Source organism: Pseudomonas sp. Yb2C2 (genome assembly GCF_052112325.1).
Lineage (GTDB): Bacteria > Pseudomonadota > Gammaproteobacteria > Pseudomonadales > Pseudomonadaceae > Aquipseudomonas > Aquipseudomonas marginalis.
Genome location: NZ_JAVAJK010000012.1, coordinates 191,057 through 211,599 on the forward strand (window position 1 = coordinate 191,057; position 20,543 = coordinate 211,599).

Here is a 20,543-nt window from a genome sequence, read left to right on the forward strand (position 1 = left end):
GGGCTGGGTAGATGACTTGGCCGGACGCATACGGTACAACCACCACTTCAGAACTGAAGTCGCTATTTGGTGAGCCTTACGCCAAGAGCGCAGTCAGCGAGACTGACGAAAAGTGGATCTACACTTACACCAATGGCTCAGCCCATGCCCAAAGCTACGTGGTCACCATGAAGGTGACGACTACGGGCACTGAGAAAATACTCGACGTCCTGATCCGAAATGACGTGGTCATCAACTACACGTTCAGTGAAGGCCCCGCTCCAGGCACTACCACTGCGACGACCTAGGTTCGCTACCTTGCTATTGGGCGACCCACCGCGCGCAGTATGTTGTTGATGGAGCAACCTCATGGACAGAACGTAGGCCTTCGACCCCGCTTCAACGCCTTCACGATGTACGCATCCAAGAGATCTGTTCTTACCGTTGAGGAATCTTCTACGATCGGTTGAAATCGCGGGAGATCAAGTTCGATAAAATTGTGATGGCAGTAATGATTTGACCATTCTCGAAGTCCCCCAAACCTAAAATCAAGCCTGGCAGACTTTGACCTTGGCGATACAGGGGCGACAAGGGACGAACAGAAACCCCGGACGTCAGAGCATCACGCGAAATCTGGAGGTCGTCTGCAGCCTTATGAAGCCAGAGAACTACGTGCATTCCTTGGTCGCTTGGCTGAAGCCAAGCCAACTCGGTTGGCATATGCTGCTCTATAAGTTTTACAAGCTGAAGTCGTCGTTCCGCGTATACACCTCTAATGCGCCGAATATGCCTGTCCAGATGTCCTTCGTTTATGAATGCGGCTAAGACATGCTGATCCGCGCTCGGCGGATGTCGATCCATCAAAATACGAGCGCCGCAAAACGCCTTCTCCATACCGCTTGGGACAATGGCATAGCCCATTCGTAGGGAGGGAAATAGTATTTTGCTAAATGTCCCAAGATAGATGACTCGCTCAGGGTCTAAGCCCTGTAAAGCCGGAAATGGATGCCCTGCGTAACGAAGCTCGCTGTCGTAATCATCTTCCACAATCCAAGCGCCTTGTTCACGAGCCCATTCGAGTAATGTATTTCGACGGCTCATGCTCAACGGCATTCCGAGCGGATATTGATGAGATGGAGTTAAGAAAGCGACTTTCGCATTTGGCGCTAATCCCACGCCAGCGGATACATCTAGACCTTCAGCGTCGACTGGCACATTAACCGTTCGAACGCCTGTGACTGAATAATCCAAGATTGCCGTGAGTCCACGGTACGCTGGAACCTCTACCCAGGCGCTGTCACCTTTCTGTAGCAAAATTTGGCAGCAGAGATACAAAGCCTGTTGAATGCCACTGGTGATAACCACTTGATCAGCGGTACATCGAACGGAGCGTGAACGCCGAACATAATCCGCAATCGCTTCTCGGAGCACTAACGCTCCTTGCGGCTCGTCATAACCCGACGGCGCCCCTGGGCCGCGAGCTCTGACTTTATTTCCTAACCTGCGCCAAATGTCGTCCGGGGCGGTTCGATTAATCGGAACAGAGATTGCGAAGGGGACATTTGGCAGTGGTGTAAATTCGCTAGCCACCTGCTCATAGCGTTTGAGTGAGGAAGGCATCACCTTCGAACCAGGAAGTAGGCTGGCTGATGATTTAGCACCTTCTCCTTGAAGCACTGCCAACGCTCCTGATACACGTGTCCCTGACTTGGACGCAGCCTCCAATATCCCTTCCGCAACTAACTGCTCAAATGCTTCGCTCACGATGCCTCTGGCCACTTGTAAGGACTTTGCAAGAGTGCGTGATGAAGGCAAAGGGTCGCCCGGCTTCAGATCGCCTTTTCGAACGGACTCACGCAGGGCTTGTGCCAGTTGGCGGCTGAGGCTACCCCGTGATCGATCCAAGGCACCGATAGCTGGAATATCTACTGCAACAGGACGTCTCGCCATAATTCTGGCTCACAAAAAATTGTTGAAACTGGCCCTAAAAATGAAGCCAGATAACACAGACAATATCGTCATTCGCTGATTTTGTCAGGCAAACGCTTTAAGGAGACAGGAATTTGAGCACACTAACCGAGCGAGACGCTATCAGTGGGTTGGATGGTACTGAATTTAGGAACTGGATATGCCTTGTGTGTGGCTTTGAATATCACGAAGCGCAAGGTTTACCACAAGAAGGAATAACCCCAGGCACTCGATGGGAGGATATTCCCGAAAGCTGGTGCTGCCCCGAGTGCGGAATGGGGAAGTCAGATTTCGTAATGGTTGAACTCTGAGTAAACCAATCAATAACTTTTAATAAAATCTTATCTACCGACACAGTCTAAAGGATAGAATCATGTACGTACCTCCGCACTTCAGCGAGCCAAATGAGGAAAAGCTCTACGAGCTTATCCAAAGCTTTCCGTTAGGCATTTTTTTCACAAACGGTAAAAACGGCTTGGACGCCAACCATCTTCCATTCGAATTAGAACGTTCGAAAAACAAGCCAGATATTCTGCATTGTCATGTAGCTAGAAATAACCCGATATGGCAAGACATTGCTGACGGCGAAGAAGTTATGGTCGTATTTCGAGCCGCTGATGCGTATATTTCCCCTCAATGGTATCCCAGCAAACAAGAGTTTCATAAACAAGTTCCGAGTTGGAATTACATGGTTGCCCATGCTTATGGCCGAGTAACTATTAGAGATGATGAGCGCTACGTTCGTGGGATGGTTGCGCGTCTCACGCGAAAACATGAAGAATCATTCGCTACCCCCTGGAAAATGACTGATTCACCGAAAGACTTCATCGATATGATGCTAAAGAATATCGTGGGCATTGAGATTGAAATTACCAAGCTGGTAGGTAAATCCAAACTCAGTCAAAATAAAGAGAAACGCGATATTACCGGTGCAGGCAATGCTTTAAATCAACAGGGTAATTCGGTGCTCGGCGATGCAATGTTGGCTTGCGCAGCTGAAAAACAAGAGTGATAAAAAACGAAACACCTTATAACCTTTCAGGAGGTGAATATGACACAGCTGCCAATGGTAATCATCGGTGCAGGCCATAGTGGTACCAAAGCCGCCGCAGCACTACGCAAATATGGATGGACTGGCCCAATAACTTTGATAGGCGCTGAGAGCCATCTTCCATATAATCGACCTCCATTGTCGAAAGCAGTTCTGTTGGGAAAAAAAACAACCCAGTCTTGTACTTTTTTCCAACGAAATTGGTACAGAGACCATGATATCGATATCGTTCTCGGAAATTCGGCTGAAGTTATCGATTGTAAGCAAAAGATGGTGCATTTAGCTGATGGCACGACATTGAATTATCACCGACTACTGTTCGCTACCGGTGCTGAACCCAATGTGCCTGCCATATCTGGGATTGAGTTGGAGAGTGTTTGGCCGCTGCGTACGCCCGAGCACGCTGAGGCTATAGCCAGCGCCCTTAAACCGAAGGCTCGCGTCGCTGTTATAGGAGCCGGCGTTATTGGTTTAGAGGTCGCTGCAGCTGCTGTCGAGCGCGGTTGCGATGTTCACATTATCGAAGCTACATCTCAAGTAATGGGGCGTTCAGTACCGGCAAACTTTGCTAATATAATCATGAACATGCATGTTTCACGACGTGCAAAATTTCATCTTGATACGAGGGTTATTGCGCTAATTGGTGATTCGAGCGTGCAAGGCGTTTTGTTTGAATCAGGCGAGCGGCTTGATTGTGACGTTGTGGTATACGGCGTTGGGGTTAGACCCCGCACCTACCTAGCAGAATCATCAGGTCTATCTGTAAAAAACGGTATACAAACCAATGCTCGTTTGAGTACCTCAGACGAGTCTATATTTGCTTGCGGGGATGTTTGCGCGTTTGAGAGTGCTAGATACGGTCGAGAAATTCGTTTAGAAAACTGGAAAAACGCAGAGGAGCAGGCTGAAATAGCGGCTCGTAGCATGCTTGGTGAGAATATATCATATGATCCTGTTCCCTGGTTCTGGAGTAACCAGTATGACTGGACGATACAGGTTGCTGGTCTAGTTGAACAAAGTGGGCTTATTGAAACGCTAAATACAGCTGATGCTTGCTACTTCATCAATTTGGACTCTAGTGGTCGCCTGGTTGCTGGAGGAGCGATAGGCTCAGTACGAAATGTAGGCTCGGTCATTCGAAATATCAGCCAGCAAATTCAAGATGGTTTTTGTTTAGGGAGTTTGACACCAGAAAGTATTCGTGCAGCGATTACAGCACTGGTGGATTGTCGCGCTGGATAAGCGTTGAAAGCTTGCTTCCAGAACTTGTGTAGGTTTAAAACATATTCCTCGAAAAGAACCCTGTAAGCCTAAGTAATTTCCATGGCATGCCTAATTTTCTGGCTTGTCTTTTTGCGACTTTATTATCACCCCCTGACTATAATATAAGTTTAAAAATATCCACCACCCTGCTAAAACATATTGCAATGAATAGCGCGACAGAACACACCGACAACGGATCAATCACCAATCAAATCATCTTATACAGTCAGCTCACATATTAAAAACTTAGCAAAGGCAGTAAATCCGCTTAAATGTCGAACATTCTCAACTATGGAATAGTTATTATGAGCCACAAGAACTACTACATTGGCATTGGCGCATCCGCTCTATTGATTCTATCAGTCCTACGCCTCCCAACTATCCAACCCCCTAGCAGGGAAGACTTTGTGAAGTATCCGACACTTCGACAAAAATGGTTCGCAACATGTGATTCCCTTGGCGACCGCGCAAGGACTAACGATATAGGTTGCAGACATTTACACGAATGGCAGGTTGCTGATAAATCACCTACTCTTGATAATTTGATGAACCATAATTTGGGTAAGTGACATAGCAGTATAAATCTCCGAGCTTAACGTCCTCCATAATCAGTTTGATTGCCACTCATACGGCAGCAACTGACTGACTTCATTAAACCTCATTTCGGCAAGTGCGGGAGAGTCTCGTGTTGTTGTGATTAACGTGAGTAGGCGAAGGTAACAGATTGAGCTAGCGATGGTTTTATGCCTATACCAGTTAGCTTAGGTCAAATTGAAGAGATTGCACTGTGCGTGCACGAGCGCATCATCAAGCATTATCGCGAAGACGTTAAAGGCGCTTAGAGGACTTACGTCGGGCAAACTTGGATACCCTCCCCTCTACACCTTGGTAATATACAGGCACTAAATTATACTGGAGTAGGTGATGGCCCGCTGGGGGTTTTATCCGTTCAAGAAGACAGTATATTTATGTACACGGGCGCCCGATCTCACTTGAGTGGGGCTGGGCTCGTGAAAGATCATTTGCAAAGATTCGAACATACCTTGGTCAACCTCAGCAAAACAGTTCATGAGAACAAGCTCATTAAGTCTTAAGGGCTAAGTCTTGAAGTTGAAACATTGATCAAGCAAACGCAGTCGCCCTCATATGAGTCAATGATCACATACCGCTATGCGTTCCTAGTCGTAGCCAACGGAACGAGCTAAATCGGCTCGGGACAACACAGAACAATAAGGAACGACTATGACGACTCAAGACGTGCGTCAGCAACAACTCACTCCCTTATTGACCTGTAGGGCAGGCAACAGTAGCATCCGCCTAAGCGATTACCTGAATTGCGCGGTCGGCACGCAAAGGCTTTGTCACAGGTGATACACCCTACATTTCCACGCATTCGACAGTCGTCATACGCGGGCAGCCGACACCGCTAACGACCGGAGTTTGCGATGATCCTTCCCGTTTTTCCTGTTGATCTTGAACGTCACACAGGCCTGAAGAAAGCCGCTCGCGTTCTCTTCAAAACCTGGCCCGGCTTGAAGCCCATCGGTCACTCCCAAGCACTCAGTATTCTCGCCAAAGGCCTTGGCTATAAAAGCTATCATCACGCCATAGAACTATCGTCGTCGTGGGCTGACGCCCGACCAGGCATCGAGATCAACGCGGTCGAGTGGAACATCTCGCAAGCTATGACTGCTGAGCTTCAAGCTCCAGGTAACCCTAAAGTAGGCATCAACCTAGGCAATCTCCTGGCGTACATTCAGACGCTCTCTTTGCACCATCTGAGGATCTTCAAGATCTACCCAGAGTTATTGGATGGCCGGAATTCATTCCCGCTCCTTCCCCACGATACGCAGTCAGCGTTTGGAAAATTTCAACATAGCCCAATCCTCCCTCTTGAGGAAGGATGGCAGATTTTCGACATCGATGACATTGATCAGTAGGAGCATCCTAATTGCAGGACAACTGTAATTCGGGGCTCAAATATAATGCAACAATGTACTTATGCGATGGTTACGCCAGAGAAGGCGCGACTCGGCTGACCACACGTACCTAAGGACGAGAGCCCAATCGGACTAACCACCGAGTTACCTTGGCTATTGCCGTTCAAATTGCATCCTCTTGCCCTACCACTCTGATCATGCCGAAGGATATGATGAGATGTGGGTGTACCAGGGCGAGAGGTTCGCTACAGCACTCGAAGCGAAGGAATGTTAGAGGCGCTGATGAAAATCACCAAAAACCTGAACACCTACGAAATCGAAAAGCTTTATCCGATCTTCCAACATGACGTTTTCCTCCGCTTGCCCAAGAGCATGAGTCATGGGGGAGTATTCGGTGTGGATGCGGCACTGGCGCAACTGGTCATCACCTGGGCACGCGCTCACGATGAGAGCGTACTGCACCTCTATGCTGACTCCGAAAACGCTCATGACCAGATCATGCAGCTGGGCAAGACAGCAGCCGGGCTCGCAGCGCTTATCATGTCTTCCAAAATAGAGACCGAAACGCACGAGCTCATAGAGAAACGTGCAGCATTGTTCGTCATCAGGCCCCTCATCGAAGCGATGTTCGCAGGTGACCTTCGCAATACCTCAAGCGAACGGGGCGCTCGCCCGAAAGTTATCAATCTCTTCAGCATCAATTTCGCCAAGATGGAGTTCATCAAGCCGTTTTACTACGGTGGGGCTTCGCCGCAAATTCACTCCCACTCTACGTTTGCTAGCCTTCTGGAGATGTCGTCAGCTTTAATGCATACGAGACAGGATAAACAGGCGCTGATTCGAGGAGGGTTACCCGCACTGGGTAGCGTGCTTGCGGAGCTGATAGCGAACGCGGATCAACACTCAGTTACCGATGTACATGGGGTGAAGTACAAGAAGGGACTTCGAGGTGCCTCTGTTAAGGCTAGCCGGATCAAGAAAGACGAAATTAAAGCCATTTCGGATAAAGAGTCGCAATTTGCGTTGTTCGCCATGCGAAATACGCTCAAAGGCGCGGAGTATCTAGATTTTATTGAGATTTCAGTAATCGACAGTGGGCCTGGGTTAGCACGCAGATGGCTGTCGGCAAAACTAGGATCACCGGTTGAAGATTTGAGCGAACTCTCCATCGCAGATGAAATTCAGGCCACTCTTGAATGTTTCAAAAAGCACGTTACGACTAAGGACTCCGCGACTTCAGGAATGGGGTTGCACAACGCTGTCCAAGCTCTCAACAAACTCAAGGCCTACATTCGGCTTCGCACCGGAAGGGTTTGCTTCTATCAAGCTTTCCAAGGCCAAGATCAGGTTGTGGATTTCAACCCGAAAAATTGGAGTGGCGACAGCCAACTGGCCGCAGCCGAAGGCACTGTCTTCACCATTTGCATTCCGGTGAACTGAGATGGCAGAACTGTTCGATTTCGAAGTCATCCTCACCCCTGCCCATGATGCCGAACCAGCTCACGTGGTAGTTTTCTTCGCCGGCCCAGACCGGATCACTGATGCTCACATTACCGAAGCCCTTCAAAAACGGCTAAACGAATACATTCTTCCTGACCATGTCACATTCCTTGTGCCCGATTGTCACCGAGCATGGATTCAGGAAGAGTGTGCCGAGAAGACCTCGCCCCTCGCAATCGCCTTAGAGCGTCGCGCAACCGGGGGTACACCGTCCTACGGCTTCACCTTCTTCAATGAGCATGGGGAATTTACAAAGTACGTAAAGGTCGCCGGCAGCGACAGAGGAATTGGCAAGCTCATACTTCAAGCGTCTGATAATTTCGTCCAGGCAGGAATGAAGAAGCTCGTCAAATGCACCTCTGTTTTGACCAAAGCGCCGGCCGGCTTCTTATTCTCAAAACCGTCCTCACGAGCCTCTAACTATTTTATCCGAGCCGAAAACCTGCTAACCGAAACGCTGCATTCGCACTTTTTGGCCCTCTGCTGCCTGAAGGTGATCAAGCATGCATCCGGAGACGGGCTGCGAGAGCCAGAGACGATCTATCTCGACACTATGGCATTCCTACCGGTAGCGCTCTCCATCCAGTTATTTCAAGCTAAGTTCGGTAAACAAACGATCCGAAACATCAAGTCATTCCATTCCCATGACGGCCTCAAAGACGGCACGCTTGCTGATGGAGCTGCGTCACTCTGCTTGATTTCTGCCTCAACAAACTGCGGATTGGCCAAAGAATGGGTCAAGGTCAATGGAGCTCCAGCATGCAGAGTTGCTACGTTCCTGTCATTTCTCAGCGAATCAGACTCATGCAACGTGCTGCATACGATCGAGAAGCCAGAGGACTTCGAGTCGGTAGCTGAAACTGAATCAACCGAGGGACGTAAATTAATTCGCATCCATGGCGAGCGCTTTGTCGCGCAACACACCGAAACTCGGCTTCTCAACATCAGCATGGGACACCTACCAGACGGGCTACAAGGCAAGTTTTTTTCGTTCATGGGTAAAGGTCTTTTTACATGCTTTAGTCAAATTCCGAACAGGGAACGCTACCGGACTGTCCAGGTCGACAAGGACAAGCTCGTACGCACTCCGGACTTCGAGACATGGTTCCAAAAAGTGCTGATGGAGGAGTCTCCAGCATCCACCTCTCTCATCATCCATGATGACGATGGGGCCAGTATGAGAATGGCCACGGAAGCTTTGAAATTTCTTGAGGTCAGGGGTTTGAAATGCGACGTTGTAAGCGCCTCAGATTTTGACCCCAAAGGTAAATTCAAAGGATCGGTAATCGTCGTTGCAGCTGCGGCGGAACGAGGCACGTTGCTGCTCAGTATTAGCCGCCGGCTTAGGTCAGCACAGGAGTCTGGCACACGTATATATCTCGTAGGAGCCATGCTGGGTCGCTCTTACGAGTTGATGGCGGAGCTTGCTGCGAATCTGACCCAGCCACCGAAAGGCAGTCGTAAGTACGTTTTCAAATCCTTCATCGAAATACCTGCAGCAAGCTTGGCTTGTAATAGCCATTGGCAACAGGAGCAAAAATTAATAACCCGCTTGATCTCCTTTGGTGGAGCAGGCGTATCAGCCAAGGTCAAAGCGCGCGTTGATGCGTTTGATAAAGCCGGAACATTGGGACTTTCTGACGATGCGTTCTGGCCGAGTGGCTATCAGCACGGTCAGATGAAGCTGACCAAAGGATTCGCCTTTGTGAGCGGCGGCAACGACGTCACCGTGGCAGCGTGCACCGACATTTTTCTGACCATTTTGTGGATTCTGCAAAACGCTCGAGAGAGCGCCAAGATAGACCAATCAAAACGTCTCGAATCAGGTGAGCTACAACAGGTACTACTCTCTCCTGAGATTTTCTCTCGCTACGATGATGGAATCATTCAAGGGGCATTTCTGAGAGCCGCGTTGCCTACAGAGCTCGACTACAGCGCCCACGAACCACATAGCGCGTCCATGGCTGACATCATTTTGCGAGTTGTTCAGGGTCACGGCTTCGAGCGCGGTGATGCATCCATGGAATTCATAACTGCGCTGGCCATTGGCAAGATTCGTCTCCATAAGGAAGTGGATGAGAGACTTCGGAGCAAAATCAAGATGGTTCTAAAAGACGTGATAGCTGACATCGAGTACCTGCTTGGAGAGGATTCCCCCATATAGCTCCCAGACTCCTGTCCGGAGACTAGAATGGCTTGTGGCAGGGCTCCGGATACCGTGCTTGAGCTGGAAGAGATTGTCTATGAACACCTTCGCTATCTCCACATCTGTGTAGGCAACTGCGTTGCGTATGGACTGTTGAGATGAACTGACCATGACAAGCCATCTAAGCTGGGCAAGGGTCATGAACAGCAGTATGGCAGGCGGAGACCAATGCCCTCGCCAAACCTGCCGCAAGGCTCCTCGTTATAGCGACCAACCACCCCGCCCGTGCCGCATCTACGGGGCGTACTGAGCAATCGTCCGTTCGACGTGGGCATCGGCCAGCCGATAGATATTCAACAGTTCAGCGTCGAAGGCCTGTGCTATCTCTTCCAAGGTTGGAGAGTCACCTACTAGGTCAAACGTTCGCCTTAGGCGGGATTTCACCTTCTCGTAGACTCTGCCAAGCACCTGGTCGCTTTCCAGATATCTTCTCAGACTTGAGAGTTTGTAGGGATCAGTAAATCTAGATGCCGCATCCTGAACCATCACGTCGTATTTCGACGTATCTACCGAAAACGCGGGGACAGTGTAGAAATGGTAAGCACACGCCTTCCTGATGCGCTCATCGTGCTCATAAATTTCCTGCTGCTGCTCATGATGCTCGCGATCAGCCTCCTCCTCTGCTGCTTCGTTATCGCGAATCATGCTTTCGACTTGCATCTCGGCTTTCGACGCCAATGCAAGTAGATCGAGATCGTCTTCTTGGTAGGATACCTGCTTCAGAAACGTCGCTATCCCCATCACCTTGTACTCCAGAAAAAGGTCGTAATCCGAATAGGGGTAGTAATCCGAAGAACGGTCGCGCTCTTTATCCTGCTGTGCTTCGAGTCGGCTCATCCACAACTGCAAATGGGCTTTGAGTGTAGCTTTCATCAATGTCCTCTTTGACTCTGAAAATCAAACCTGTTAGCAGGGTTATATCGACACCATCCCCATCACTTCTGCCCCTGGTACAGTAGCTAAGAGGTCTCGGCACAGGTGAGGGGCTCCCTACCCTGCGCGTATCTGGCGCTTCACATTGCGGGGTTCTCTGGCTCCGCTTTAAATCGATCAGCGCAGAAAATGTCTCAAAGATATTTCACCCCCTGCCGTTAACACACTTGGACGCGGAGGCTCTAGCCCGTGCATATTGCTTGATTTATCGATTATGTTGGAGACAAAGAGTTGAAGAATTTCACGGCGCAAAGCATCAAATCAAAAAGCAAATTCGAAATGTGGGGGGAGCGTAATTGGGGCTGGATCGTAGCAGTTCTGTGTGCGGCGTTGGCTGGAGGGCTGGTAATTTCCCTTCGATTTAGCGTCAGTAACACTGCCCTAGCTGTGTCCCTTGCATCGGCCGTGATGGCGATAATCGCGGGTGCCGCTGGCATGACGCTCAAAGACAAGGCCCTGGGTTTCGTCACCTTGGCGGGAATAATAATTACGGCGGGGGTTTTTATGTGGGGCGTGAAAGACGCAGCACGACCTAACGAGCACACGATTAGCATCACCGGTTTAGAGATGGGATTCGTCATTGATCACAAGGATTGTGATTTCTCAGATCCAACCAAGCTGGTGTGCAAGGTTCGTTAAGCGTGAAATGTGTTGCCCCTGCCCCTTCTATAGGGAAAGCGTCTACCTTCTCGTGCCCTCCGAAATGACAAGTCAGCCTCCGCTAGAAGCCAGCAGCTCCCATTTGCTGCGGGCTAAGGGCAAGTGATGGCATGGTCACTACGGGAACAAAATAAGGGCGCGTCAGCAGAGCGCCTTAGGCCTGCATTTGGCATCAAGTGATGCTACTGCTCTCGGCTGCATTATATAAGGATGATCACAGCCGATATGGCTATCCACACCCTCATGCCTCGGGCAAGCGGGGCGCGCAGGCCGCTCGGCCGTAGACGTGAGGATGGAAGCCCGCTAGGGTCAAGCCACGTAGGGGCTTTGTATACGACAGCCTTCCCCGAAGGGGCACGCAAGGAAACCTCGGCAAGCGACTCAACGCCCATTTGTAGCGATCGAGGCTTATCAAAAACGCCCAATCAAAAGTCTTTCTTCTCTTCCGTCAGTTCGACTCCACCTAATGACCCCAAGTGAATTCGACGACAAGGTAGCTCTACAAGGAAACCTTGCTCAACAAGCGTCCGAGGAACCTCCCAAAGCACCCCGGTGACTTCCCAAGCTTCCGTAACAGCAGACACGGCTTTGGCAACGAATGCACCAAGGTCGAAATCCTGAGTGGCTACAAACGGCCCTTCTCGGCTGTACGACTCAAAGATACCGGAAGCCACTGTGACGACCTCACCTTTCTTCAGGAGCATGAAGCCACCTTGATCCCAAACTCACAAGAATAGGCCGAGACACCCCCTCCCTCCCGGTGAAATATGACTGCAAGATCCGAGGGGTCGGATGGTAATGCCCTTTGGCAGTACGCAAAAAATCACGCAAGCTGGCGCGGCCGTTTTGGCGCTGAAAAGTAGCTAAGACATAACGGCTATTCTCCGTGGTCATCACCCAAAACCGCCCCTCACGCTCAACTTTAAGAACATCAGAAGTCCGAATCAGATGGCCATCGCCAAACCGCCCATACTGGTCTTTCCGCTTGTGGCCAAACACTACACCGATGCCTGCGCGTGCCCTAATGGACACTCCGCAAAGGTAAGCAGTGACCGGTATGTCAAAACCCTGATCTTGGGCCTTTATGATCCGCGCAAGATCGAAATCCGTGTGACGTTTTCCGTGGAAATTAACGTCAAGAGTGTCCAGCATTTTTTTTGCGCTCCGGTGCTATTCCGCGAGGAGTTATCAGGAATTCCGCACGAAACCAGACGCGCTGATACCATGCAAGATCTTTGGTAATTTTCAGCCTGACCGAATCATGCTCGAGAGAAAGATCGGGCGAAGGTCTGTCAGCGAATCGATTTGGAAGTCTGGACGGTGCGAGTTGTGGTAGACAGCTCCTTTCTCAACCTCTATCAGGCAAACCTCAAAATCACTGTCGTAGCCGAGAGTTACTTTTGTTACGCGCTCCATATCCCATCCGACCCTTCTGTTCATCCATGCCGGAGTCATAACCTGGACGTCGACTAGCTCTTGTTGATCGCTCTGGGTCACGAGCATGCTCTGCAACCTGTGCTCACCCTCAATCATGTGAGCAAGTTCAGTGCTTCGCCCCTGCTCGCTCACGCGGACAGTGAGGTGGTACCAGTGAGTTCTGAGAATCCGTGACACGCTATGCCAATGCGCAAGGCCTTCACCAAAGATCCCCGGGACGCCGATAAGATCTGAGTCTTGTGTTCTGAACATGGGATGTCCTTTGCTTTGCAGAGCTCATATAGAACGGAAATTAGAAGAAGGAAAAAATGGTCTTGAGACTGGCAGTTTGCTGATGCCCCGTACCCATCAGGACGTAAATCGTATTCTTAGTCTCGAACATCGCGCCGTCGTCGAAAGCGGTACACATGCTCGAACGCACCCAATCGCCAAGTTGAAAGCGAGCTCGCGAGTCCACTACCACCTTGTGGGCAAACAGTATGAGCGGTAGGTGATCAGCGGCATGAACACGCGTGAGCTCTGCAGGTGTGAGATCGGCTCGAAAGATTGTCCACTCCTCCACCAGGCAATAAGCCTTGGGTGGCGCACGCAGAGCTAGCGTTGCAACGATCTCTTCCACCGAAGCTGAAGAGCCCTCTCGGATTTCACTGCCTCCCAGGAGAAGGTCACTCTGGACTGGGCCGGTCAAGCTAACGCTCCATCATGGTTATGCATCAATTGACAGCGACGAGGTTGGCACCGTGCTGCGATAAGCCGAAAAATCAGCAAAATCAACATGTGAATCACTATATATATTTGTATGTTGATTGGCAAACGCGGCATACCGTCTCTTTTTGAAGAGTCGCCAAGATGTCACTGCGCCGCCCTTACGCAGCCGTACTCCAATTACTACGCACATCCAAAGGGTTGCACCAGTACGCGATCGCCAGCGAGGTTGCCCAGTCGTTTGTCAGCAACCTTGAGGCTTCGAAAACCACAGCCACCGTGGACTCCACGAAAGCCCTAGCTGACGCCTTACAGGTGAATGCTGTAACTTTCTTCGGATTAGTCATCGCAGCCAGTCAACACCAGACTCCTCGCGAGGTGATGCTTTCAGCCATCGCTGAAATGGAGGCACTGGGATTGGCGGATAGCGTTCTTCCTGCAGAGCCTCAGAAGCTAGAAGCGCCAGTTGTGGCTGAAGCTCGGGAGAGGAAGGATCAGGTTCAGCGATTAAAGGCACAAGGCTACAGCCGTGCTGAAGCTGCACGCGAACTCGGATACTCGTGGACGACGATCAATAGACTGTGGTCAATTGATCCCCCATCACACGATTCTTAATGGCATAACTTGAATAGCGCCATTTTTCACAACGCGAAGAACTGTCCCAATATAAGACTACGCACGTGAATCACTTTTCGGATGTTGACTCGCACAGGAGCTTTCTCGTAGTTTTATCAGAATTTTGTATAGAACTTGTGAGCAAAACGATTACGCGCGAGTGAAGCAGAACACGTACAACGGAGAACTAATGATCGAGGGTAGCAAGCAGATGAGCATACCCTACCTGCTAATTTGTGATTGGAAAAAAACTAGGCAAATACTCAAAAATTAAAATATAGATCACCGAATTCAACTATTGGTACTAGCTTACCATCTACCAAGAATGCTTCCGCCCAACCTTTCATCGCTTGGTAAGATTAACTACCTTCTTATCCCGCTCTAACAGCGCGACTTTTTTTCTCAACATAAAAACCTCATACACCAGTGAAACATTTTTTTGAAGCGTGGCCTTATAATCTCTTTCCAGGGTTCTATACTGCTCCTTTAGTAAATCATCAGCTGATTCCGACCTCTTTAGATTGTCGATAGTAGAAACTTGTACAGCGGAAAATGTGGTTCTCTGCCTTTGGGCGGCCTCATCGATAGCTCGGCAAAGGTCGGGATGTCGTTGTTTTTTGATCGAGCCGCGTTTCCGTCCCGCCTCTAAGGCGACAGTGTCATTATTGATCAGGGTTCCTGGCGGTAGCCTTTCCGGCTCATTACGCTCTAATCGATCTATAGCGTCGTAATAATCGTTGTTAGCGCTCATCGCAGATCCTCAATTTCCTGACCATAGCCCGCCTTTGTTACTTGATTGTAAACCGTGTCAATCTCCAAACTAAGCTGTTGGTAAAACGGACTGTTCGACGGAAAAATCGCTCGACTTTGTTGAAGATTCGAGATGCCATATCTGATTTTCTTAATGCTTTTGTTACTATCAAGAACAGCATACTGACAGTCCAAACAAGCAAAAATACTGATAAATCCGATTTTGTCGCAGGACTCAAGATTAGTGCAACCACCCAAAGGACTTTCTTTATAGACCATCTCGCCTTTTTCGAACTTGCGAGCAGTTACTTCCCTATCAGTGGTAATGATCAAAGGCTTTCCTCTATCCAAGGCTACTTGGATACGATTACCTTCTCCACCCCAAAGACGACCTGAGGAATTGATGACATCAGCATTGTAGTTCATCAGAGCATTGACGCGGCGCTCATATTCAAGTTCTCGCATAAAGGCCTTCTGGTCTGGAAGCGAAAGAAAGTTCTCCGCGAAAATTTGGTCAGTCCGGTAAAACGACGTCATGGTCTGAGTCAAATGCTTGTACTGATTCCCTAACGAACCCAGGGAAACAATGCCGGAGCGAGCAGAATAAACAGCAAGCGAGCGCCTACATTGGTGTGACGTCAGCGGCCATAGCTCCCCGAGCTTTACCTTGTCATCATTGCGCCAGTCTCTAAAACCATCAAATCGCTCCAGCTCAACAAGATCAACTTCAGAAACACGAATACCCGGAATACGATTGTGGGTTTTTTCGGTTAACATTTTTTGTGCGCTAGCCATCAAAGGCGCAGTGTCGTAAATGTATTTTCCTGCGCTTTTTTTAACATTATTAAACGCTGGAAACAGCGGATAATTGGAGACGTCAGAATTATCCCAACCATTCCGAATGGCAGCTAGTTCACCGATAGATTGGGCAGCTGATACGCCTCGCTCGACGATCGGGCTGCTAATCCAATACGAAGGTATGTTGTTCTGGCCAACAGTCTTGGAGGTATATCCCCGTAATACTGTCACGAGCTCGTCCCCCACTCTTACCGTCGTCAACGCATTTGCAGGAAGAGTACGTGCTTCGTTATCTCGCATCCCAGAAAAAAAATGAATCCATGTTTTTGCTATATAGTTAATAGAATTTATATAAGCATTGAGTTCTTTAACACCACCAATGTCGAATTTTTCACACAGATCTACGAGCCCACATTCTACAATTGCGTCCTTCCAAGAAACGCCGCGCGAGTAAAACTCGATTTGAGAAGCTGCCGCACCATATAACTCACCGCTGCTTTTTCTAGAATAAAAAACCTTGCAGCTAGCGCTATGAGCATTAAAAAAATCAAGCTCCTCGCAAAAACCAGCAATAAAACTACCGTATATCCTAGACGGCACCAGCTTGGTTTGCTCGAAACTTTCCCGATAGTCACTGTAAGAACCTGCCAACCTGCTTAGATCTTCTATTAGAGAGTAATCCACAGGTGCCAGTTCGAACGATGGATGAGCTATTCGAAGATGATATAACTCGCTCGTAAGCTCGAATAGATCTCTTGCCCCAGATTTGTCTCCGAGATTGGATAGGCTACTCAAAAGCAATAGATGATTTTGGCTATCATTAAATAACTCATGAAGCGTGATCTGATTTTTCTCAGCGAGCACTGCTAATTTCCTAAGCCCCGAAAGCTTCACTGAGTTGACTTTCCGAGCTTTGGGATACAAGTATAAACGCACAAACTGAATAGACTTCATCTCGCGAACAATAGTATCGAACAACTCACCAGCCTTGGTATGTGTCCAACTTACAAAATTATGCTTGCACTGACCTTTAGCATTGTAAGGGCTAAGGTTCCAGATAGGATCTTTAGCTTTAGACAATACCGTTCCGTCATATGCTCTTGAAATGACAGTTTCATCATCAAAGAAGAGACAACCATTTATATCCTTCGGTGCATCAGGGAGCATTAACTCCGCGAAACCGCGAACTTCAAGTTCGGCTAATATGCTCACGATACGACCCCTACCGAAACGAAAGTATTAAAATGAATCTTCCAAAATTCATCTAATTTTCCACGCGCAACATCAGCCTTAATATCAGAAATAAAATTCTCTTGAAACTTCCCGTGGGCCTCAACCTCGACGAGAATCTCGTCAACCCTGTGCAACATAGGCGAAAACTTTTGAATGAACCGCTCATTTGGCATACTTCCTTTTGAAGACTTCAATAAAAACTGAAGCGATAGAAGTCGTCGAACATCCTGTTCATCAGCGTGGATGCCATAGAAGCTGCAAAACAGACAAGTCACTGGCTCTCCGCAGCTAGGAGTGGGAGCTAACGATGTGAAGCCCTTTGCGAGTTCTGGGTTCGACTCGCTTGGCTTATCGCAACGACCAGTAGGAATATTAGAAGGTGATGCTTCATTTACCAGAACAGTTACCGGAATGACTGGCTGCACCCGGGTTCGATTAATAGCTGCATCGAAAGCCTTATCGAAGAACGAAGACAGCTCCACTGCTGTATCTTCAAACGAAGGTCGCGCATAGCTTGCTCGCACAACACCTTCTGTATTACCCAATTTCTCAGAGGTAAGAATTGTATCTCCACCGCTTAGCTTGATATATTCGGAGCCTACACCTTTGCGCCATTTCCTGGGGGTGATCCAAGCCGTATTCGGCAATACTTCTTTGAATAACTTTCTGACCTCTCCTACGCAGGACGGCTCCATCCGAGTAATTAACCCAGATCCATCCTGGTATGGAAAAACTAATTGTGACACTCGACCATCTAGCAACCAAGTACGAATAGCTTTAATTTTTTTGAAAACTGGAGAGTATTCAGCTCCAAATTCCGGAAATACATCTTTACCTTCGGATCGCCCCTTAGTACCAGAGTAGCGATTGCCTTTCGTAGTCGGAACGACTTGCTCGCTATGCATGAGCAGCTCAAGTGCCACAGTAAGATTTGTTCCGGTAGCAGCGAAAAAAGTTACAAGACCAGCACTCATCGCACGATTAGCAAGTGATAAGAAAAAATCACTGCGGGGATTCTTTGCTAAGTCTTTCAACCTCATGCGGATATTTGTGAGAATAAATTTTTGTGATTGCTTACCATCGGGCTGATCAATAAAACCGGAATGCTCTTCGAATTCATTATTGGTCGGAAACTTATTATAGATGCGAAGCTTAGAATACACAGATCCTTGATCGCGCCCCTTGCCTCTTACCTGGCTAGGAACAAAATAAAAAAAATCGTCATCATTCGGTGAAGAAAATAAAATAGGCAGCTGCCCCTTCAAAACCGTAACCCTATGAACCTCGTCTATAAATTTAACGAGAGCAGCGAAGGATCGGGAACGCTCATCTTGGCTGTCTATCTCATTAAATCCAGCATCTACATTACGCCCCTTTGTAATCCTTGTGGCGAGCCCCATAACTTGATGCACTGATAATTCTGTAGCTGCCGCTACGACTACCGCTGCGGTCTTCTGATAGTTTTGAGCAGTCTTCTTGGCAATACCAGAACGCCCAGCTTTTGACACATTAATGAGTTGTAAAAGGTTACGAGTATATTCGATATACGCCGACTTCATCGATTCCAAGCAGTTAAAAGATATGGAGACTTCCTGACTGTCTATCCAGGTATAAAACTGCTTAATCTCTGTATATTTTCGCCCAGCAGAGACAGCACTGGCGCCTCTCACAAAATCAATAGTTGCTTGTACGAGAGGTACCCTGACAGGGTCGAATGAGGATTTATCCACAGCAGCACCGGTCAACCCTCTACCCGCAACATTACTGCGGGACGAGTAACAGAAACACCCCACGTCCAAGCTATGAATACGATTGCTGGACTCCGATGGGAAATAGGTAATCACTGTTGATTCTAACCTGAGCACCCGAGTCTTAAGGTCATCAAAAGGTAAAAGAATGACATCTCGATATTCAAAGTTATCGATCATTAGAACCAAAATCCATGCTAACTGTAGTATTTACATATTTGAAAAGTCTAGCTTCGTACCGACTCATAACATTGGCCTTGCGTTTCATGTCTGTTTTATAGTTAAGATACTGCAGAGTTACCCTCTTATCACTGTGTCCCATGCGCTGCTGTACGCATTCTACGGCAGCCATCGTCCCACCCTCGCCCCTTTGTTCAAGTTCATCTTCAAGAAGATTCATTCCAAACGTCGCACGAAGATCATGGAACCGAAACTTCAAGAAGTCGCTATCCACTGACCTTATTCGAGGCAATATAGTATCAGTGATATACTGGCGTATGGTTGCACCCTCCCGAATAGAACCATATCCGCGATCAATTTCCTGCTCTCCTAAGCCTGCTCTACCACGATCCAATATTTCTTTTTTACTGGTATAATATTCGCTACCAGTATTAGCTAAGAATAAATAGTTATCGCCTACGTCTCCGTAAAATGACTTTTCGCGCCGCTTTACAGCCTCCATACTTCGGCTATAAACTCTTAAATCTTGTACAAGCCATCCGGGTACCTTTAGCGTCATTTTACGACCGGACTTTGTATCAACTCCCGTTCCAGCTCCAATAGGCATCCGCAGATCTCCATCTCCGTCTAGTGCCTGCCAAATATGACGAACCCTAATTGTACAGATCGTTTGTATTCTAGCGCCTGTAAAAAGAGCAACATAGAAAATAAGCTGATATTCCCGAGACGACGAAAGGAGCGCCACCAGCACCTTCTCCTGCTCATCCACAGTAAGTGGGCGAAGTAGTCCACCATCATTGATGTAACCCGGAGCCGTTTGCTGTTTGGGTGCACTAATCGCTAAATTATGGGATTCAACCGGCAGCAGCTTGGATAACCCAAAATTAGTTTCTACGTTTACATATTTCTTAACGACTTCAAAAGGCTGATGCTTAAAGTCTGACTCGTTCACTAGCCCATTTTTCATGAGCGCTTTGTAAAATCCGACTACAGCGTTTATCCGAGCTCTTCCATTTCCTCGTTTAAGTTCGCCTGCGATTATTTGGTCGGCTAAACGACGACGGTAGCGGTAGGTAACCTTCAATAAATCGTTTTCGGGGAAATAAAGAAAATCTAGATCTTCATCTTCTAAAAATCTGAGATAATCTAAAAGATGGTCAGCCCTACTACGGTAGCTTCTAGATTCGTAATTGGGCGAACTTAGTAAGTGATGAACAAGATATAGATTACCGATTTCCCAAGGGGTGCCATCACCTTGAATGATCACTGGAAAGTTTGGATAGTAGCCGTTATGGCTCTGAAAGAATTCGTATTTTGGTATGGCTGGGGATTCACAGGTATCGCTAAATCTGACATCTAGAAGGCGAAATTCCGGGATGAGTAATCGCGATGCTTTCGACTCATAAGATTTTGAAGACTTCGACGATCTTGTAATTTGTGCCATTGACCCATCCGCAGCGCTTGTCCATATGTCCACATGCTAACAGATATCGACTTAACCGTCCATCTGCCTACCTTTGGACTACCGACCATGAACATCGCCGCCGTGCCGATCACCGACAGGCTCTTCATCATGT

The 20,543-nt window shown here is 48.3% G+C and carries 16 protein-coding genes and 2 pseudogenes; 9 read left to right on the forward strand and 9 right to left on the reverse strand.

Annotated features, from left to right (window positions below):
• Nucleotides 1-38: 38 nt before the first annotated feature.
• A pseudogene (locus tag Q8X51_RS18455) lies at nucleotides 39-287 on the forward strand (hypothetical protein); the annotation flags it as partial.
• A 148-nt stretch (nucleotides 288-435) separates the two neighbouring features.
• Here Q8X51_RS18455 and pdxR read toward each other — a convergent pair.
• Nucleotides 436-1,929 (reverse strand): MocR-like pyridoxine biosynthesis transcription factor PdxR, encoded by a 1,494-nt coding sequence (gene pdxR, locus Q8X51_RS18460; protein ID WP_407693962.1) that lies wholly within the window; start codon nucleotides 1,927-1,929, stop codon nucleotides 436-438.
• 149 nt (nucleotides 1,930-2,078) lie between these two features.
• On the opposite strand from pdxR, the gene Q8X51_RS18465 reads away from it, so the two are divergent.
• From Q8X51_RS18465 to Q8X51_RS18490, 6 genes are all read left to right on the forward strand, one after another.
• Nucleotides 2,079-2,258, forward strand: a complete 180-nt coding sequence (locus Q8X51_RS18465; RefSeq protein WP_407694062.1) for a rubredoxin — start codon at nucleotides 2,079-2,081, stop codon at nucleotides 2,256-2,258.
• Between the two features lie 62 nt (nucleotides 2,259-2,320).
• Nucleotides 2,321-2,959: an FMN-binding negative transcriptional regulator gene (locus tag Q8X51_RS18470; RefSeq protein WP_407693961.1), complete on the forward strand. Its 639-nt coding sequence runs from the start codon at nucleotides 2,321-2,323 to the stop codon at nucleotides 2,957-2,959.
• A 39-nt stretch (nucleotides 2,960-2,998) separates the two neighbouring features.
• The gene (locus Q8X51_RS18475; protein WP_407693960.1) at nucleotides 2,999-4,240 is read left to right on the forward strand and encodes an NAD(P)/FAD-dependent oxidoreductase; all 1,242 of its coding nucleotides are present in this window, start codon (nucleotides 2,999-3,001) and stop codon (nucleotides 4,238-4,240) included.
• Between the two features lie 1,466 nt (nucleotides 4,241-5,706).
• The gene (locus Q8X51_RS18480; RefSeq protein WP_407693959.1) at nucleotides 5,707-6,201 is read left to right on the forward strand and encodes a hypothetical protein; all 495 of its coding nucleotides are present in this window, start codon (nucleotides 5,707-5,709) and stop codon (nucleotides 6,199-6,201) included.
• 282 nt (nucleotides 6,202-6,483) lie between these two features.
• Nucleotides 6,484-7,641: an ATP-binding protein gene (locus Q8X51_RS18485; RefSeq protein WP_407693958.1), complete on the forward strand. Its 1,158-nt coding sequence runs from the start codon at nucleotides 6,484-6,486 to the stop codon at nucleotides 7,639-7,641.
• Nucleotide 7,642: 1 nt separating this feature from the next.
• Nucleotides 7,643-9,865: a hypothetical protein gene (locus Q8X51_RS18490; protein ID WP_407693957.1), complete on the forward strand. Its 2,223-nt coding sequence runs from the start codon at nucleotides 7,643-7,645 to the stop codon at nucleotides 9,863-9,865.
• A 276-nt stretch (nucleotides 9,866-10,141) separates the two neighbouring features.
• On the opposite strand, the gene Q8X51_RS18495 is transcribed toward Q8X51_RS18490, so the two are convergent.
• On the reverse strand, nucleotides 10,142-10,780 hold the full coding sequence (locus Q8X51_RS18495; protein ID WP_407693956.1) for a hypothetical protein: 639 nt from the start codon (nucleotides 10,778-10,780) through the stop codon (nucleotides 10,142-10,144).
• A gap of 291 nt (nucleotides 10,781-11,071) precedes the next feature.
• Between Q8X51_RS18495 and Q8X51_RS18500 the strand changes: the two genes are divergently transcribed.
• Nucleotides 11,072-11,479, forward strand: coding sequence for a hypothetical protein (locus Q8X51_RS18500; protein WP_407693955.1), 408 nt, complete (start codon nucleotides 11,072-11,074; stop codon nucleotides 11,477-11,479).
• 446 nt (nucleotides 11,480-11,925) lie between these two features.
• On the opposite strand, the gene Q8X51_RS18505 is transcribed toward Q8X51_RS18500, so the two are convergent.
• The 3 genes and pseudogenes from Q8X51_RS18505 to Q8X51_RS18515 form a co-directional block, all read right to left on the reverse strand.
• The gene (locus Q8X51_RS18505; protein WP_407693954.1) at nucleotides 11,926-12,204 is read right to left on the reverse strand and encodes a hypothetical protein; all 279 of its coding nucleotides are present in this window, start codon (nucleotides 12,202-12,204) and stop codon (nucleotides 11,926-11,928) included.
• 67 nt (nucleotides 12,205-12,271) lie between these two features.
• Nucleotides 12,272-12,652: pseudogene (locus tag Q8X51_RS18510) on the reverse strand (hypothetical protein); the annotation flags it as partial.
• A gap of 577 nt (nucleotides 12,653-13,229) precedes the next feature.
• On the reverse strand, nucleotides 13,230-13,625 hold the full coding sequence (locus Q8X51_RS18515; protein ID WP_407693953.1) for a DUF6957 family protein: 396 nt from the start codon (nucleotides 13,623-13,625) through the stop codon (nucleotides 13,230-13,232).
• A gap of 161 nt (nucleotides 13,626-13,786) precedes the next feature.
• Between Q8X51_RS18515 and Q8X51_RS18520 the strand changes: the two genes are divergently transcribed.
• A complete protein-coding gene (locus Q8X51_RS18520) occupies nucleotides 13,787-14,257 on the forward strand; it encodes a transcriptional regulator (RefSeq protein WP_407693952.1) in 471 nt (156 codons plus the stop codon).
• Nucleotides 14,258-14,600: 343 nt separating this feature from the next.
• Here Q8X51_RS18520 and Q8X51_RS18525 read toward each other — a convergent pair whose 3' ends face one another.
• Genes Q8X51_RS18525 through Q8X51_RS18540 form a run of 4 tightly spaced genes read right to left on the reverse strand, consistent with a single transcriptional unit; the run spans nucleotide 14,601 to nucleotide 20,410 of the window.
• Nucleotides 14,601-15,008 (reverse strand): hypothetical protein, encoded by a 408-nt coding sequence (locus Q8X51_RS18525; RefSeq protein ID WP_407693951.1) that lies wholly within the window; start codon nucleotides 15,006-15,008, stop codon nucleotides 14,601-14,603.
• Nucleotides 15,005-17,017 (reverse strand): hypothetical protein, encoded by a 2,013-nt coding sequence (locus tag Q8X51_RS18530; RefSeq protein ID WP_407693950.1) that lies wholly within the window; start codon nucleotides 17,015-17,017, stop codon nucleotides 15,005-15,007. Before Q8X51_RS18530 ends, Q8X51_RS18525 begins: the two co-directional genes overlap by 4 nt.
• Nucleotides 17,014-18,966 carry a hypothetical protein gene (locus tag Q8X51_RS18535; protein ID WP_407693949.1) on the reverse strand — a complete coding sequence of 651 codons (1,953 nt, stop codon included), beginning with the start codon at nucleotides 18,964-18,966 and terminating at the stop codon, nucleotides 17,014-17,016. Before Q8X51_RS18535 ends, Q8X51_RS18530 begins: the two co-directional genes overlap by 4 nt.
• Complete coding sequence (locus Q8X51_RS18540; protein ID WP_407693948.1) at nucleotides 18,956-20,410, reverse strand: hypothetical protein; 1,455 nt, start codon at nucleotides 20,408-20,410, stop codon at nucleotides 18,956-18,958. The genes Q8X51_RS18535 and Q8X51_RS18540 overlap by 11 nt, the downstream gene beginning before the upstream one ends.
• Nucleotides 20,411-20,543: the final 133 nt, after the last annotated feature.